We start from the raw sequence: 15715 nt of genomic DNA on the forward strand, positions 1-15715 counted from the left end.
GCCCCCTCCGTCCGGGCGCTCCCCCGGTGACCGGCGCCCGCGTCCCCGTACCGGCGAGACGCGGTCTGCTCTACGCGGCGGCGGCCGGGATCGCGACGGCCCTCACCACCCCGGACGCCCGCGCGGCCCCGCACCTCTCACCCGGCCGCGCCCTCTCGGCCACGCCCTGGACCACCTCCTGGGCCACCGCGCAGACCGCCCCCACCGCGGCCGACCCTCTCGCGTACACCGGTCTCACCGACGGGCTCAGCACCACACGGCTGCGGCTCTCGGCGGGCGGGCAGGTCAGACTGCGGTACGGGCACGCCTTCGGGACCGCGCCGGTGCTGGTGGGTCCGGTGACCGCCGACGGGCGGCCGGTCACCTTCGGCGGGCAGTCGCAGGAGTGGCTGGCGGCGGGCGCGTCCCTCACCAGCGACCCGGTCGAGGGGCTGCGGGTGGCGGACGGGTCCCTGCTGACCGTCGGGACGCGGCTCCCGGGCCCCACCGGACCGCTCTCCTTCCACCGCAACACCCACGCCTGGCACACGGTCGACGGGGTGCGGACCCGGTCCGTCCTCCTGCTGACCGGGGTCGAGACGACCGGGGCGGGCGGCCCGGTGCTCGCCGTGCTGGGCGACTCCATCGCGGAGGGCACCGGCACCCCCGACGACGCGGACCTGCGCTGGCCCGACCAGCTGGCCCGCAGGCTGCCGGGCTCCGCCGTCGCCAACCTGGGCATCAGCGGCAACCGGCTGCTGCTCGACAGCGACCGCTCCGGTGTGAGCGCCCAGGCCCGCTTCGACCGGGACGTCCTGTCGCTGCCGGGGCTGCGGACGGTCCTGGTCCACCTGGGCGTCAACGACCTGCACCACGTGCCCGTCGAGCGGGACCCGTCGCGGATGGTGGCCGCGTACAGCCAGCTGGCCCTGCGCGCACGGTCCGCCGGGCTAAGGGTGGTGGGCGCGACGATCGCCCCGTTCGAGGGGTGGACACGCTGGACGCCGGAGCAGGACGCGGTACGCGGGCGGATCAACGAGGCCGTGCGCACCGGGCGGATCTTCGACGCCGTCGCCGATGTCGACGCCGCGCTCCGCGACCCGGACCGCCCCTCCCGGCTGCTGCCCGCGTACGACAGCGGCGACGGCCTGCACCCGGGGCCCGCGGGCCACACGGCCATCGCCGCCGCCGTCGAACGTCGGCATCTGCGGTAGCGGCTAACTCAGTGCCGCCATTGCCGCGTTGTGGCCGGGCACCCCGCTGACCCCGCCGCCGCGCACCGCGCCCGCCCCGCAGAGCAGGACGTTGGCGTCGGCGGTCTCCACGCCCCACCGCCCGACGCCCTCGTCCGCGTACGGGAAGGAGAGGTCGCGGTGGAAGATGTGGCCGCCGGGGAGGCCCAGATCGCGTTCGAGGTCGAGCGGGGTCTTGGCCTCGATACAGGGTTCGCCGTTCTCGTCGAGGGCCAGGCAGTCGGTGACCGGCTCCTCCAGGTGGGCGTCCAGTTCGGCGAGGGTGGCCTTCAGCAGGGCGGCGCGGGCGGCGTCGTTGTCGGCGGCGAAGAGCCGGGCGGGGGCGTGCAGGCCGAAGAGGGTGAGGGTCTGGTAGCCGCGCGCGGCGAGGCCGGGGCCGAGGATCGAGGGGTCGGTCAGCGAGTGGCAGTAGATCTCGGACGGCGGGGCGGCGGGCAGCCGTCCGGCCGCCGCCTCCCGGTAGGCGTCGGCCAACTGCCCGTACCCCTCGGCGATGTGGAACGTACCGGCGAAGGCTTGCCGGGGGTCGACGGACCGGTCGCGGAGGCGCGGGAGCCGGGTGAGCAGCATGTTCACCTTGAGCTGGGCGCCCTCGGCGGGCGGGGGCGGGGTCCGGCCGAGGAGGGCGGCGAGGGCCTGCGGCGACGCGTTGACGAGCACCCTGCGGGCGGCGACGGTGTGTTCGCCGTCGGGGGTGCGGACGGTGACCTCGGCGTCGGTGCCGTCGGTCTCGATCCGGGTCGCCTCGTGCCGTACGCGGATCTCGGCGCCCGCCGCACGGGCAGCCCCGGCGAGGGCGTCGGTGAGGGCGCCCATGCCGCCGACGGGGACGTCCCAGTCACCGGTTCCGCCGCCGATCACGTGGTAGAGGAAGCACCGGTTCTGGAGGAGCGAGGGGTCGTGGGCGTCGGCGAAGGTGCCGATCAGGGCGTCGGTCAGCACCACGCCCCGGACCAGGTCGTCGGTGAAGTTCCGCTCGACGGCCACCCCGATGGGCTCCTCGAACAGCGTCCGCCAGGCTTCCGGGTCGTCGATCCGGGCGCGCAGCGCGTCCCGTGCGGGCAGCGGCTCGGTGAGGGTGGGGAAGACCCGTTCCGCGACGCGCCGCGTCATGGCGTAGAAGCGCTGCCACGCCGCGTACTCCCGCTCGCCGCCAGTCAGCGCGGCGAACGACTCCCGCGTCCGGTCGCCGCCGACGAGCAGGCCGGTGGGACGCCCGTCGCGGACGGCCGGGGTGTACGAGGACACGGTCCGCTTCCGTACGGCGAAGTCGAGGCCGAGATCCCGGACGATCTTGTCCGGCAGCAGCGAGACCAGGTAGGAGTAGCGCGAGAGGCAGGCGTCGACCCCGGCGAAGGGGCGGGTCGAGACCGCCGCTCCCCCGGTGGTGTCCAGCCGCTCCAGGACGAGCACGGACTGTCCGGCGCGGGCGAGGTAGGCGGCGGCGACCAGACCGTTGTGGCCACCACCCACGATCACGGCGTCGTAGCGGCCTCGGGCGGGGCGCGCGCCGGGGTCGTGGGCGGAGGGCTGCTGGCGTGCGGAGGGCCGGGGTGCGGACGGCTCGGGTGCGGGCATGCACCTTCGTAACACGCGGGGCTCCGTCCCGGCCAGAGGTCCCGGCCCGGTTCCAGCAGGTCCGGGGCGGTCCGGGGCGGTCCGGGCCGGTCCGGCGGCGGGGATCTGACGCCTGCCCGGGCCGGTCCCGGCCACGGGATCTCACGCCCGTCCGGGCGGGTACCGACCGCGGGATCTGACGCAGGTCCGGTTCGGCCACGGGATCTCACGCCCGCCCGGGCCCGTCCAACCACGAGATCTCACGCCGCCCGGGCCGGACCGGCCGCGGTGCTCTGACGCCTGCCCGGGCCGGTCCCGGCCACGGGATCTCACGCCCGCCCGGGCCGGTCCGGCGTGAGCGCCGGACGCCGTACGGGGCCGTCCGGCCGCAGGCAGCGGACGCTGTACGGGACCGGCTCCCCCCGCCCCCTCAGTGCGGCGGCAGCGCGTTCTGGGCCCGGTGCGCGGCCAGGGTGCGGTACAGCTCGGCGGCCTCCTCCGCCCGGCCCAGCCGGTCCAGGCAGTGCGCCTCGTCCTGGCGGGCGGCCAGGGTCTCCGCGTGGTCGGGCCCCAGGGTCCGGCCGCGTGCCTCGGCGACCTGCCGGTACGCGGTGAGGGCGTCGGTCCACCGGCCGAGCCAGCCGAGGGCGACCGCGACCTCGCGGCAGCTGATCACGGTGTCCGGGTGGTCGGGGCCCAGGGTGCTCCCCCGCATCGCGCACACGTCACGCGCCTCGGCGAGCGCCTCCTCCCAGCGGCCCATCCGCCCCAGGTTGACGCCCAGGCCGTGGCGGGCGCGGAGCGTCTCCGGGTCGGACGGACCGCCCACCCGCGTACGGTCGGCGACCAGGGCCCGGTACAGCTCCAGGGCCTCCGCGCTGCGGCCGAGCCGGCCGAGGCTGATGCCCGCCTCGTAGCGGGCGGCGAGGGTGTCGGGGTGGTCGGGGCCCAGGCTCGCGGCGCGGGCCCGGGCGACCTCCTGGTACGCCTCCAGGGCCTCCGCCCAGCGCCCCAGCCTGCCCAGGGTGTAGGCCACTTCGTACCGGGTGGCGAGCGTGTCGGGGTGGGTCGGGCCGAGCAGCCGGGCCCGGTCGTCGGCGACCTCGCGGGCCAGCTGCCAGGACTCCTCGGGGCGCCCGAGCCTGCTGAGGTTGAACGCCAGGTTGTGGCGGCAGCGCAGGGTGTCCGGGTGGTCGGGGCCCATGGAGCGCTCCCGGGCGGCGAGGACCGCCGCGTACACCTGGTGGGCCTCGAAGTGGCGGCCGAGCTGCCCGAGGACGTACGCGGTCTCCTGCCGGGCGGCGAGGGTCTGCGGATGGTCGGGGCCCAGGGTGCGTTCGCGTCCCGCCGCGACCTGGCCGAACTCGCGCAGCGCGTCGGCGGCCCGGCCGGTGCGGCTGAGGGTGAAGCCGATCTCGTACCGGCTGGCGAGGGTGTCGGGGTGGTCGGGGCCGAGGACGCTCTCGCGCCGGGCGGCGACCGCGCGGTGGATGTCCCCCGCCTCCTCCCAGCGGCCCAGGCGCCCCAGGTCGATGCCCGCGCTGTGGCGGCCCGCGAGCTCGGCGAGCAGCGCGGACGCGGGGGCCGGGTGCGCGGGCGGGAGGACGGCGGAGCCGTCGGTGCCGGGCGGGGAGGCGGGGGCGGTGCTCTTCGCGCTGGTCCACCGGCCGGTCAGCCCGGCGGCGGGGCCGGGGAGTCCGGCCGCCGGGTCCGGGGCGCCGGTCGCCTTGTGTCCAGCGGTCATGTTCCGGGCCCAGGCGGGCAGTTCGGGGCGCGGAGCCGTGGCAACAGGGTGCGCGCCGGGGAGCGCCGACGACGGGTACGCGGGCCCCGGGGCAGGCTGTTCCCCGGTGCGGCCGAGCACGATGCGGCGGCGCAGGTCGCTCGCGTCGGCGGGCCGTTCGTCGGGCGTCTTCGCCAGCAGGTCCAGGACGACCCGGTCGAAGAAGCCGGGGAGTTCGGCGCGGTGGGTGCGCGGGGGTTCGGGCGGGGTGTCGCGGTGCCCCACGAGGATGGCCCAGGGGTCCGCCAGGTCGAACGGCGGTACGCCGGTGGCGATCTCGTACAGCACACAGCCCAGTGAGTAGAGGTCGCTGCGGTGGTCGACCTCCTTCCCGCCGATCTGCTCCGGTGACATGTAGTGCGGGGTGCCCATGGCGATACCGGTGCCGGTGAGGCGGGAGGTGACGCCGATGTCGTGGCCCAGGCGCGCTATGCCGAAGTCGCAGATCTTCACCGTGCCGTCGGTCAGCCGCATGATGTTGGCGGGCTTCAGATCGCGGTGGACGATGCCCTGCCGGTGGGTGTAGCCGAGCGCGTCGGCGACCTGTTCGGCGATGTCGACGACATGGTCGACGGGGAGCGGGCGCTGCTGATTCTCCTCCAGGAGCTGGCTCAGGTTCTGCCCGTCCAGCAGCTCCATGACGAGGTAGAGGACGCCCTCGTGCTCGCCGAAGTCGTGGACGACGGTGACGCCCCGGTGCTGGAGGGCGGCGGCGACCCGGGCCTCGCGGCGGAAGCGCTCGCGCAGGATGCGGGTGAACGCCTGGTCGTGCTGGGGGCCCATGGGTTTGAGGCATTTGACGGCGACCAGGCGGCCCAGCGACTCGTCGCGGGCCCGCCACACCTCGCCCATGCCGCCGCGCCCGATCAGATCGAGCAGCCGGTACCGGCTCTGGATCAGCCTGGTGTCCGCCATCTGCCGTTTCTCGCCCCCGTCGTCCCCGCCGCTACCGCTGCGCCCTCCCCGGCCCGTCCAGTATGGCGGCCTCCCGGCGGAGCCGGTACGCGGCGGGTCGGCTGCCGGGGCCGAGCCGGGCCACGGCCTTGAGGATGTGGCCCGGTGGCAGCTGCCAGCGCAGCCGGGCCGGGATCGCCCGCAGGACGGCCCCGGTGGCGCGCAGCCGCCGGTCGACGGTGGCCGGCGGCGGGGCGGGTCTGCCGTACAGCGCGTGGGCGTACGGGGGCAGTGACTGGTAGGCGAGTGCCGCCACGCGCCGCCACAGCAGGGCGCGCGCCGGGCGGAGCAGGGGGTGGACGGGCGGGTCGCGGAGGAAGGCGTCGACGTCGGCGGCCTCGGGTCCCGCGGCGAGTTCGGGCCGCACCCGTTCGAAGTAGGCGGCGAGCTCGGCGGCGGTGGCGGGGACCCGGGCGGGGTCGAGGCCGACGAGGCGGGCGCCGGCGCGGTGTTCACCGACGTAACGGTCGGCCTGGGCGTCGGTGAGGGGGAAGCCGGAGCGGCGCTGGACCTGGAGGTAGGAGTCGACCTCGGCGCAGTGCACCCAGAGCAGGAGCTCCGGTTCGTCGATGCCGTACGTCTCCCCGGTTTCCGGGTCGGTGGCCTTGAGGATGCGGTGGATCTTCCGTACCCGGGCGCCCGCCTGTTCGGCGGCCTCGGTGGTGCCGTAGGTGATGGTCCCGACGAAGGAGGCGGTGCGCAGGAGCCTGCCCCAGGCGTCGCTGCGGAAGTCGGAATTCTGGGTGACGCCCCGGACAGCGCGCGGGTGGAGGGCCTGGAGGTAGAGGGCGCGGACGCCCGCGATCCACATCATCGGGTCGCCGTGCATCTGCCAGGTGACCGATCGGGGACCGAAGAGTCCGGGGTCGGCGTCGTTCATCCGCGGGTACCTCCGGCTCGGCGATGTGCTCGGGCGGTGACGTCGGGGCGGTGAACTCGGGGGTGTCCGGCGGCCGGACCGGGCGGTGCCGGGCCGCGCGACAAGATCGGGAACAATGGTACGACGCGGTGCCCCTTCACGGCAGGGGGCGGTCGCGGCACGGTGGCACGATCGACGAGCGGGGGACATCATGCCCAGGTGGGGGCTGCTGGTGGAGCAGAACCTCGGGTTCGGGGGCCAGCGCAGGGTCTGGTCGGGAAGCGTCCTGGACCATGTGGACGGCACCCGCGAGGAGGCGATGGAGGTCCTGCGGCAGCGGGCCGAGGCGTACCGGCCGGTGCATCCGACCAGTCCGAAGCGCCGGAGGCTCTACCGGGAGCGGGACGGGTTCGTGCTCGTCCTGGACGGGGCGATGCAGAGCTTCCACTGCCGGTTCACGGTGGTCGAGCAGCTGTACGACAGCGCTGCGCCGGAGCCGGAGCCCGTACCTCCGGCGGTCCCGGAGCCGGAACCGGAGGCCGTACGGCCGCCTCCCCGGCCGGTGCGGCGGCGCCCGGAGCCGCCGCCGCCCGAGCCGCCGCGGGCGTGGGACGCGGATGTTCCCGAGGTCCCGTCGTGGCTCGGCCGCGACCGGCCGTCCTGATCCGGGAGGGCGGGTACGGGGCCGGGGCGACGACCCCGCCCCCGTACCGCACGATCCGTCAGTCCCCGACGTACGCCGCGAGGTGCTCCCCCGTGAGGGTGGAGCGGTCGGCGACGAGGTCGGCCGGGGTGCCCTCGAAGACGATCCGGCCGCCGTCGTGTCCGGCGCCGGGGCCGAGGTCGATGATCCAGTCGGCGTGTGCCATGACCGCCTGGTGGTGCTCGATGACGATCACGGACTTGCCGGACTCGACGAGCCGGTCGAGCAGCCCGAGCAGCTGCTCCACATCGGCCAGGTGCAGACCGGTGGTCGGCTCGTCGAGGACGTACACACCGCCCTTCTCGCCCATGTGGACCGCCAGCTTGAGCCGTTGGCGCTCACCGCCGGAGAGCGTGGTGAGGGGCTGGCCGAGGCTGAGGTAGCCGAGCCCGACCTCGGAGAGGCGGGTGAGGATCTTGTGCGCGGCGGGGGTGCGGGCCTCGCCCTCGGCGAAGAAGGTCACGGCCTCGTCCACCGACATCGCGAGGACCTCGCTGATGTCCCGGCCGCCGAGGTGGTGGTCGAGCACGGATGCCTCGAACCGCTTGCCCTCGCACTCCTCGCAGACGGTGGCGATGCCCGCCATCATCGCCAGGTCGGTGTAGATGACCCCGGCGCCCTTGCAGGTGGGGCAGGCGCCCTCGGAGTTGGCGCTGAACAGGGCGGGCTTCACGCCGTTGGCCTTGGCGAACGCCTTGCGGATCGGGTCGAGGAGACCGGTGTACGTGGCCGGGTTGCTGCGGCGCGAGCCGCGGATCGCGGTCTGGTCGATGGAGACGACGTCCTCACCGGCCGGGATCGATCCGTGGATGAGCGAGCTCTTTCCGGAGCCCGCGACTCCGGTGACCACGCAGAGCACCCCGAGCGGGATGTCGACGTCGACGTCCTGGAGGTTGTGGGCGGAGGCGCCGCGGATCTCCAGCGTGCCGGTGGGCTTGCGGACCTCGTCCTTGAGGACGGCCCGGTCGTCCAGGTGACGGCCGGTGAGGGTGCCACCGGCCCGCAGCCCCTCCACGGTGCCCTCGAAGCAGACGGTGCCGCCCGCGCCGCCCGCGCCGGGGCCGAGGTCGACGACGTGGTCGGCGATGGCGATCGCCTCCGGCTTGTGCTCCACGACGAGCACGGTGTTGCCCTTGTCCCGCAGCCGCAGCAGCAGGTCGTTCATCCGCTGGATGTCGTGCGGGTGGAGGCCGATGGTGGGCTCGTCGAAGACGTACGTCACATCCGTGAGCGAGGAGCCCAGGTGGCGGATCATCTTGACGCGCTGCGCCTCACCGCCCGACAGGGTGCCCGAGGGGCGGTCGAGCGAGAGGTAGCCGAGGCCGATCTCCACGAACGATTCGAGGGTGCCGAGCAGGGCGCCGAGCAGCGGCGCCACCGAGGGCTCGTCCAGGTCGCGGACCCAGTCGGCCAGGTCGCTGATCTGCATCGCGCAGGCGTCGGCGATGTTGATCTTCTTGATCTTCGAGGACCGGGCGCCCTCGCTGAGCCGGGTGCCCTCGCACTCGGGACAGGTGGTGAAGGTGACCGCGCGTTCCACGAAGGCGCGGATGTGCGGCTGCATCGCCTCCTTGTCCTTGGAGAGGAACGACTTCTGGATTCTGGGGATGAGCCCTTCGAAGGTGAGGTTGGCGCCCTCGACCTTCACCTTGGTGGGCTCCCGGTAGAGGAAGTCCTGCATCTCCTTCTTGGTGAACTTCCGGATCGGCTTCTCCGGGTCGAGGAAGCCCGACTCGGCGTAGGTCCGCACGGTCCACCAGCTGTCCGACTTCCAGCCGGGGATGGTGAACGCGCCCTCGGCGATCGACTTGGTGTCGTCGTACAGCTGGGTGAGGTCGATGTCGGAGACCGTGCCCCGGCCCTCGCAGCGCACGCACATGCCGCCGGTACGGGTGAAGGTCTGCTTCTCCGTCTTCGTCCCGGCGCCCCGCTCGACCGTGATCGCGCCGCTGGCCTTGACCGAGGCCACGTTGAAGGAGAACGCGTTGGGCGATCCGATGTGGGGCTTGCCGAGCCTGCTGAAGAGGATGCGCAGCATCGCGTTGGCGTCGGTGGCGGTGCCGACCGTGGAGCGGGGGTCGGCGCCCAGCCGCTGCTGGTCGACGATGATCGCCGTCGTCAGCCCTTCGAGCACGTCGACCTCGGGGCGGGCCTGCGTGGGCATGAAGCCCTGGACGAAGGCGCTGTAGGTCTCGTTGATCAGCCGCTGGGACTCCGCGGCGATCGTGTTGAACACCAGAGAACTCTTGCCGGAGCCGGAGACCCCGGTGAACACCGTCAGCCGGCGTTTGGGGATCTCGATGTCGACATCCTTGAGGTTGTTCTCGCGCGCTCCGTGCACACGGATCACTTCATGGCTGTCGGCGACCGGCTGCGCGGGCCCCCGCGATCCGGTTCTCTCGGCCTTGCCCATCATCTCTCCATCTGTTGCGCGGAGCCGCCGCCCACCTGTGTCTCCGGCGGCCCCGGCTCGGCCTCACGAGCTCGAACGGTACGTTTCATTCTCGCCGCTCCGGCCCCGCCCGGCAGCGGGATCGGCCGATCCGGGCGGCGGGCAGGACGAACCCGTCCCCCGGCCCGGGGACGGGCCGGGGGACGGATTCCGGAACGTCCGGTCAGGCGAGCGCTCCCGCCCTCGGCCGGTCGGCGGACGGCAGCAGCTGGACCCGCAGTTCCCGGGGGCTGTTGCTGATGATGGACTCCATCGGCGCCGGGCGGGCCCCTTCGTCGGCGAGCCGTGCGTCGGGGAAGCGCTCGAAGAAGGCCGAGAGCGCGATGGTGCCCTCCGCGCGGGCCAGGGGCGCGCCGATGCAGAAGTGCACGCCGTGGCCGAAGGAGAGGTGGGTCTTGTCGGGCCGCCGCACATCGAACGTGTCGGCCTTCTCATGGGCCGAGGTGTCGCGGCCCGCGGCGCTGTAGGCGGCGAGGATCGCCTCCCCCTTCCCGATGCGGACGCCCGCCACGTCGATGTCCTCGACGGCGTACCGCAGGGGGAGGAACGCCACGGGGGCGTCCCGGCGCAGCGTCTCCTCGACCACGGCGTCCCAGCCCTCGGCCGGGTTCTCCCGGACGGTACGGAGCTCGTCGGGGTGGGTGAGGAGGTTGTGCAGGGCGTTGGTGATGAGACCGACCGTGGTCTCGAAGCCCGCGCTGATGACGAGGATCAGGGTGTCGACGAGCTGGTGCCCGGAGAGCTGGGTGCCCTCGTCGCTGGCCGTGATCAGATCGCCGGTCAGGTCGTCGCCGGGCCGCTCCCGCTTCTCCGCCACGAAGTCGGAGAGCAGCTGTCCCAGGTTCTGGTAGTTGGCCCGCTGCTCGTCCTCGGGAAGCATCGTGGCGAACACGTTGTGGACGGGTCCGGCCAGCTTGGCCTCCCACTCCGGGGCGAGGCCCATGAGCCGGAAGATCACCTGGATCGGCAGCTTGTGGGCGAACTCGGCGCGCACGTCGACGGTCTCACCGCGCCGCGCCCGTTCCTCCATCGCGTCGAGCAGTCCGGCGGCGATCTCCTGGATGACGGGGACCATCTGGGCGGTGCGCCGCGCGCTGAAGGCGGGGGCGACGAGCCTGCGGAGCTTGCGGTGGTCCGCTCCGAAGGCGGTGAACATGTTCTGCACCACGATCCAGGTGGCCAGCGGCCACCGGGCGGCCACGGACTCGAACTCCGGGTAGTGCTGGCGGGGGTCCTTCGAGACGCGTTTGTCGTTCAGGAGGCCCTTGAGGATCTGGGGGTTGCTGACGGCCCATGCCTGTACGCCCAGGATGTCCACCTGGGTGAGGGGGCCTCGGGCGCGCAGTGCGGCGTCCTCCCCGATCCGGTCGGAGGCCGCGGGGTCGAGCTTGAAGACGTCCATCGTGTTTACTCCCTCGAACAGTTCGGCGCTGGGGGCAGGGCGGGGCGGGGGGTGTCACACAGGCGGTCGCCGACTGTGGCCGACGGGGCACTCGGCGGGCAGCCAGGTCTGCCAGTTCTGCGGGAGCGGCGGGGGTTCGGCGTCGCGGTCGTCGGCCGTCGTGCTGGTGTAGGGGTTCGACGGCCACGGCTTTTCGCTGCGGGTTCTGGCCCGGACCGGGGTGAAGCGGGCGGGCATGGCGGCCAGCGCGTGGTGGTAGGGGCCGGGGCGGTTGCGGATCTCGGCGGCCGGGACCCCGAGCTGGAGGTCGGGAATCCGGTGGATGAGCTGGCTGATGGCGATGGAGGCGATGGTCTCGGCCATGCCGATGGCGGGGCACGCGTGCGGCCCCTGCGACCAGGCCATATGGGCTCCGGTGCCGAGCACGGCGGGGTCGTGGCCGACGGCCTCGTAAGAGATCAGGACGGGCATGTCGGCCGGGAGGTTGTGGCCGTGGAAGTGCATGGGGTGGCGGGCGTAGTGGGCGCTGTAGTTCGCCATGGGCGGGCGGGTGGCCAGGACGCGGTTGATCAGCGGCTGGACGTCGAGCGTTCCGTTGACCACCTCGGTGTAGAGGTCGTCGTCGATGAGGTATTCGAACAGGCCGTTGCCGATGAGGTTCGTCGTGGGTTCCTGTCCGGCCGCGACGGTCAGCACGAAGTTGTGCAGCAGCTCCATCGGGGTGAGGCCCTCGGGGTGCTGGATCATCGCCGTGGCCATGTCCGGTCCGGGGTTGGCCGTCTTCGCGGCGAGCAGGTCGCCCATGTACCGCTCGAACTCCGCCGTGGCGGCGGCCGCGGCGTCCACGCCCTCCATGAGGCCGGCCAGGGAGGCGACCAGCCGGGGGGCGTCGTCGTCGGACTGGCCGAAGAGCCGGTTGAACAGGTAGGAGGGCAGCGGGCGGGCGTACTGCCCGATCAGGTCGCACTCCCCCTCGGCGGCGAACCGGTCGATGAGGTGGTCGGCCACCACCCGGACGGTGTCCCGCAGATGGTGCGGTTCGACACCGGCGAACGCGTCGGAGACGACCTGGCGGTAGCGGGCGTGCTCATCCCCGTCGGTGAACAGCGGGTTGGGCCGTGGGCCGAGCATGCCCAGCACCGGGTGGTCCGGGGGAAGGCGGGACGCCCAGCCCGTCGGGTTCTTCTTGAAGTTCACCTGGTCGAGCAGGATCTGCTGCGCGGCCTCGTAGGAGACCGCCAGCCATCCCATGATGCCGGGCACGATCTCGACGGGGGCCAGGGCTCCGTAGTGCTCACGCATGTTCGAGTAGTACGTGGCGCGGTTGGCCGCCTGGGCGAAGTGCTCGGTGTACAGGCAGTAGTAAGGCGGAGCCGGTAGGGAGGTCATCAGGCGGCGTCCTGGCGGTAGGTGTCCAGTACATGCCGGACGAGGGCGATCAGAGCGTCGATGGAGGAGTTGCGGTCCCGGGCGTTGCAGTGGATCAGCGGCGTGTGGTCGGCGAGGTCCAGCCCGGCCCGTACCTGGGCGTCGGGGACGTAGGGGGCGTCGGGGAAGTCGTTCACCGCGACGACGTAGGGCACCCCGGAGCGCTCCACCAGGTCCAGGGCGTCGTAGGAGTCGTCGGGGCGCCGCAGGTCCAGGATGAGCAGCGCGCCGTGCGCCCCGTAGGCGAGGTCCTCCCACACCTGCTTGAAGCGGGTCTGGCCCGGGGTGCCGAACAGGTAGAGCACCGGGGGGTCGGCGGCGCCGGTGGAGAGGGTGAGGCGCCCGAAGTCCATCGAGACCGTGGTGCTGGTCTTGTCGGGGGTGAAGTCGACGCGGTCGACGAGGGCGCTCGGGGCGGTCAGGGCCTCCTCGGTGTGGAGGGACCTGACCTCGGAGACGGACTGGATCAGAGTGGTCTTGCCGACCCCGAATCCTCCCGCCACGATCAGTTTGACGAGCGGGGAGCCCGCCGGGACGTAGCCGGGGGAGCTAGGCGGTGTCCTTGAGATTGCGGAGTCCATTGAGGACGTTCTCCAGGAGTGAGATGTCGGAGCGGACTGCGGGAACGACGACCTGGATGAGGTCCAGTTCCAGCAGGTCACACGTGAGTACCCGGATCGCGGCGGGAGGCAGGCGGAGGTAGGCGCCGGCGTCGGCCAGCGTCAGGGAGCCTCCCTTGACCACGTCGAGCAGGGCCTGCTGCGGCGGGTCGAGACCTCCGTCGGTCTCGGCCCGTGCCCAGACCAGGCGGGTCAGCAGGTCCGGCAGCTCCTGCCGGGGCCGCGTCCGGCCCCCGGTCGCGAGATACGCGGGGACTTCGCGCGGCTGCTCACGCCTGCGCACGGCCCGCGACCTTGGGGGCGAAGTACTCGGCGAACCGCGCGATCTTGTAGGACACCGCGCCGAGGTCGGCGCCGGGGTGCGTGTAGACGACCACGCGGACGTTGGAGCCGGCCTGGGCCACGATGACGAACCTGTTGCCGTCCTCCACGGTCACCTGGCGCAGCGGCAGTTCCCCGGCCCCGTCCACCGGGAAGAGCTCCGACGCGGTGAGGGCGGTACTGAAGAGGGAGGTGCAGATCGCGGACGCCTGCTCCGCCTGCTCCTGGCTGGCCTCCTGGTTCCGGCCCGCGATGATCCCGTCACCGGTGAACAGGACGACGGCCTGCGCCCCGGTGTCGTCGAACAGGCGCTGGGCGTGCTCGGAGTAGTCCCTGCGCTCGGCCAGGGGCGTGCCGGACGCACGGTAACGGCCAGGGCTGCTCATCGTGTCTCCCAAGAGGTGGTGGAGGTAGGGGCGGGACCGGCGGTTTCCGGTCCTCTCTGTTCGGACCGGGCCCGCTGGGCGCCGGACTGCATGGACGCGTAGGCGGAGCGGACCGCCGCGGGGTCGCGCTCTGGTGCGGAGGGGGGCGCGTCCGGCACGGCGGAGGGGGCCGTGTCGGGGGACTTGCGCCGTCGGGTCGGGAACCCGTCGGCGCTGCTCCTGGCCGGGAGCGCGGGCCGGGGCCGCTCCTCCTCGGCGGGCCCGGCCGGCTCGGGCCGCGGGGCCGGGACGGGCTTGGGCGAGGCGATCGGCTGGAGCTTCGCCCCCGACGCGGCGGGCCTGGCCGGTTCGCTGACGGCGACGAGAAGGCTGTTGTCGATGTGGACGTTCACGCAGACCCCCCGGGCCGACGACGGGTCCATGGTGATGCTCAGCCCGTCGAACCGGGCCGCGAGGCGCCCCACCGTGGCCAGTCCGAGCCGAGGCGGCGAGCCGAGGTCGGACAGCAGCAGCCGCCGGTCGGAGGCCAGCATCAGCTGCACGAACCGCTGTTTCTCCACGGTGTCCAGGCCGGGGCCGCTGTCGGAGATCATCACGAGCACGCCCGTCGCCGTGCGGTGCAGTTCCGCCCGGACCTGGGTGGAGCCCACCGAGGAGTACACGGCGTTCTCCAGCAGCTCGGCGAAGACCATGATCAGGGGTTCGGCGACCGGGGCCTGGAGGGCCAGGATCTGGCCGTCGGCCTCGCGCGGCACGTGGTTCACCACGGACACCCGGCGGTGCTCCCGCACCCGGGACTGGGCGGTGGCCACGGCGATGGCGACGGGGGTGTTCTCCCGCGCGGTACCGGGCGCGTCCCCGCAGGCCACCGCGGTGCGCTGGGCCAGCCGGCGCATCAGCACCAGGTTCTCGTCCAGCTCGTACATGGACTTCAGCAGGTCGGAGCCGTCCATCTGGCGCTGGACCCGCTCGGCCAGCACCTCCGCCTGGGCGGCCTGGGCCCGGAAGCTCCCCATCACCGTACGCAGAACCGCTTGCGCCGCCTCGTCGGTCCGGACGCGCTCGTCCTCCAGAGCGGCGGCGGCCTTCCTGAGCACCTGGTCGCAGGCGGCGCCGACCGGTGTCGACATCAGGCTGACATCGGCCGGGCCCGGCATCTGACGGCCCGGATGGCGCAGCGCGCCCACCATGGCGGGCAGCCGGGTCTCCGCCAGATACACGAACTCCCTTACCGCGGCCTGGGAGTACTCGTCGGCGCGGGCGGCCTCCGCCCGGTGGCGTTCCACCTCGGCCCGCAGGTTCTCGGCCAGCTTGTCGTCATGCTGCTTCTGGAGCGCCGACTGGTGTTGCTGCAACTCCGCCTGCTGCCGCAGCAGTTCGGTGTCGGCCCTGGCGGCGCGGGCGGACGCCCGGGCCCGCCGGGCCGACAGGCCGCCGACCGCCGCGGCCAGCAGGGCGAGCGCCAGAACGCCGTACACCCACATCAGCGCTCACCGGCCGACGGCGCGTCGGCGCCGGGTATCGCGAGCGGGGGGAGCGTGGGGAAACCACGGCCGGGAAACTGCACGAAATCTCCAGTTGGAAGGGGGAAAGAGGCACGTCGGGGCGGGTGTGGATCATGCCCGGGAAGAGGAGCTGTGGCGAGGAAACCGCCCATCACCGTGGCGGGGCAACCCTTGGACGGGGACAGCCCCGACAATGGCGCAAAAGAATGTTTCGCGGCCGGAGATCGCCCTTGGTGGGTACACCTAACGAGGTGCGGTCCGCACCGTACGGAGACCGGGCGGATACGGACCCGGGCGGCTTCCGGCCCGCCGGATGCGGCACGGACTCCGGGAAGCAAACCCCCGCTTTGCACGCAGAAATCCCCTAACCGGTTCGATGGTCCCCCTTGTCGGCACAAGTCAATCAAGTCGCCGACAGGGAGGCCCGCTTGGGTCAGCAAATGCACTCTTTGCTGCAACGCATGATCTTAGGCACTTACGCCGCCGACCGGTAGTTCCTTCTCGACCTTCAGA

Annotated in this window: 12 protein-coding genes; 2 read left to right on the plus strand and 10 right to left on the minus strand. The window is 73.0% G+C overall.

Translation table 11 applies throughout. From position 1 onward, the window contains the following. Positions 1–26: 26 nt before the first annotated feature. Entirely contained in the window at positions 27–1193 is a 1167-nt protein-coding gene (locus B7C62_00615; GenBank protein ID ARF70916.1) for a lipolytic protein G-D-S-L family, read from the plus strand. A gap of 3 nt (positions 1194–1196) precedes the next feature. On the opposite strand, the gene B7C62_00620 is transcribed toward B7C62_00615, so the two are convergent. The 3 genes from B7C62_00620 to B7C62_00630 all read right to left on the minus strand — a co-directional run bounded on the left by B7C62_00620 (position 1197) and on the right by B7C62_00630 (position 6406). Beyond that, on the minus strand, positions 1197–2846 hold the full coding sequence (locus B7C62_00620; protein ID ARF76915.1) for an FAD-dependent oxidoreductase: 1650 nt from the start codon (positions 2844–2846) through the stop codon (positions 1197–1199). A gap of 373 nt (positions 2847–3219) precedes the next feature. Next, the gene (locus tag B7C62_00625; GenBank protein ID ARF70917.1) at positions 3220–5487 is read right to left on the minus strand and encodes a serine/threonine protein kinase; all 2268 of its coding nucleotides are present in this window, start codon (positions 5485–5487) and stop codon (positions 3220–3222) included. Positions 5488–5518: 31 nt separating this feature from the next. Then, on the minus strand, positions 5519–6406 hold the full coding sequence (locus tag B7C62_00630) for a hypothetical protein (protein ID ARF70918.1): 888 nt from the start codon (positions 6404–6406) through the stop codon (positions 5519–5521). Positions 6407–6596: 190 nt separating this feature from the next. On the opposite strand from B7C62_00630, the gene B7C62_00635 reads away from it, so the two are divergent. After that, complete coding sequence (locus B7C62_00635) at positions 6597–7049, plus strand: hypothetical protein (GenBank protein ARF70919.1); 453 nt, start codon at positions 6597–6599, stop codon at positions 7047–7049. Positions 7050–7107: 58 nt separating this feature from the next. Here the strand turns inward: B7C62_00635 and B7C62_00640 are convergent, their stop codons facing one another. From B7C62_00640 to B7C62_00670, 7 genes are all read right to left on the minus strand, one after another. Beyond that, positions 7108–9501, minus strand: a complete 2394-nt coding sequence (locus B7C62_00640; GenBank protein ARF70920.1) for a daunorubicin resistance protein DrrC — start codon at positions 9499–9501, stop codon at positions 7108–7110. 202 nt (positions 9502–9703) lie between these two features. Beyond that, positions 9704–10942, minus strand: coding sequence for a hypothetical protein (locus B7C62_00645; GenBank protein ID ARF70921.1), 1239 nt, complete (start codon positions 10940–10942; stop codon positions 9704–9706). A gap of 54 nt (positions 10943–10996) precedes the next feature. Then, entirely contained in the window at positions 10997–12331 is a 1335-nt protein-coding gene (locus tag B7C62_00650; protein ID ARF70922.1) for a hypothetical protein, read from the minus strand. Next, the gene (locus B7C62_00655; protein ARF70923.1) at positions 12331–12951 is read right to left on the minus strand and encodes an ATP-binding protein; all 621 of its coding nucleotides are present in this window, start codon (positions 12949–12951) and stop codon (positions 12331–12333) included. Before B7C62_00655 ends, B7C62_00650 begins: the two co-directional genes overlap by 1 nt. Then, positions 12920–13273: a hypothetical protein gene (locus B7C62_00660; GenBank protein ID ARF70924.1), complete on the minus strand. Its 354-nt coding sequence runs from the start codon at positions 13271–13273 to the stop codon at positions 12920–12922. The genes B7C62_00655 and B7C62_00660 overlap by 32 nt, the downstream gene beginning before the upstream one ends. Then, positions 13260–13697 carry a hypothetical protein gene (locus tag B7C62_00665; protein ID ARF70925.1) on the minus strand — a complete coding sequence of 146 codons (438 nt, stop codon included), beginning with the start codon at positions 13695–13697 and terminating at the stop codon, positions 13260–13262. The genes B7C62_00660 and B7C62_00665 overlap by 14 nt, the downstream gene beginning before the upstream one ends. After that, complete coding sequence (locus tag B7C62_00670; GenBank protein ARF70926.1) at positions 13694–15181, minus strand: hypothetical protein; 1488 nt, start codon at positions 15179–15181, stop codon at positions 13694–13696. The genes B7C62_00665 and B7C62_00670 overlap by 4 nt, the downstream gene beginning before the upstream one ends. Positions 15182–15715: the final 534 nt, after the last annotated feature.

Origin of the sequence: Kitasatospora albolonga, assembly GCA_002082585.1 — a bacterium.
GTDB lineage: Bacteria > Actinomycetota > Actinomycetes > Streptomycetales > Streptomycetaceae > Streptomyces > Streptomyces stephensoniae.

Excerpts from the sequence above, each read along its gene's own strand:
- B7C62_00625 (ARF70917.1), bottom strand. The coding sequence starts at position 5,487 with ATGGCGGACACCAGGCTGATCCAGAGCCGGTACCGGCTGCTCGATCTG.
- B7C62_00630 (ARF70918.1), bottom strand. The coding sequence starts at position 6,406 with ATGAACGACGCCGACCCCGGACTCTTCGGTCCCCGATCGGTCACCTGG.
- B7C62_00635 (ARF70919.1), top strand. The coding sequence starts at position 6,597 with ATGCCCAGGTGGGGGCTGCTGGTGGAGCAGAACCTCGGGTTCGGGGGC.
- B7C62_00640 (ARF70920.1), bottom strand. The coding sequence starts at position 9,501 with ATGGGCAAGGCCGAGAGAACCGGATCGCGGGGGCCCGCGCAGCCGGTC.
- B7C62_00645 (ARF70921.1), bottom strand. The coding sequence starts at position 10,942 with ATGGACGTCTTCAAGCTCGACCCCGCGGCCTCCGACCGGATCGGGGAG.
- B7C62_00650 (ARF70922.1), bottom strand. The coding sequence starts at position 12,331 with ATGACCTCCCTACCGGCTCCGCCTTACTACTGCCTGTACACCGAGCAC.
- B7C62_00655 (ARF70923.1), bottom strand. The coding sequence starts at position 12,951 with ATGGACTCCGCAATCTCAAGGACACCGCCTAGCTCCCCCGGCTACGTC.
- B7C62_00665 (ARF70925.1), bottom strand. The coding sequence starts at position 13,697 with ATGAGCAGCCCTGGCCGTTACCGTGCGTCCGGCACGCCCCTGGCCGAG.
- B7C62_00670 (ARF70926.1), bottom strand. The coding sequence starts at position 15,181 with ATGTGGGTGTACGGCGTTCTGGCGCTCGCCCTGCTGGCCGCGGCGGTC.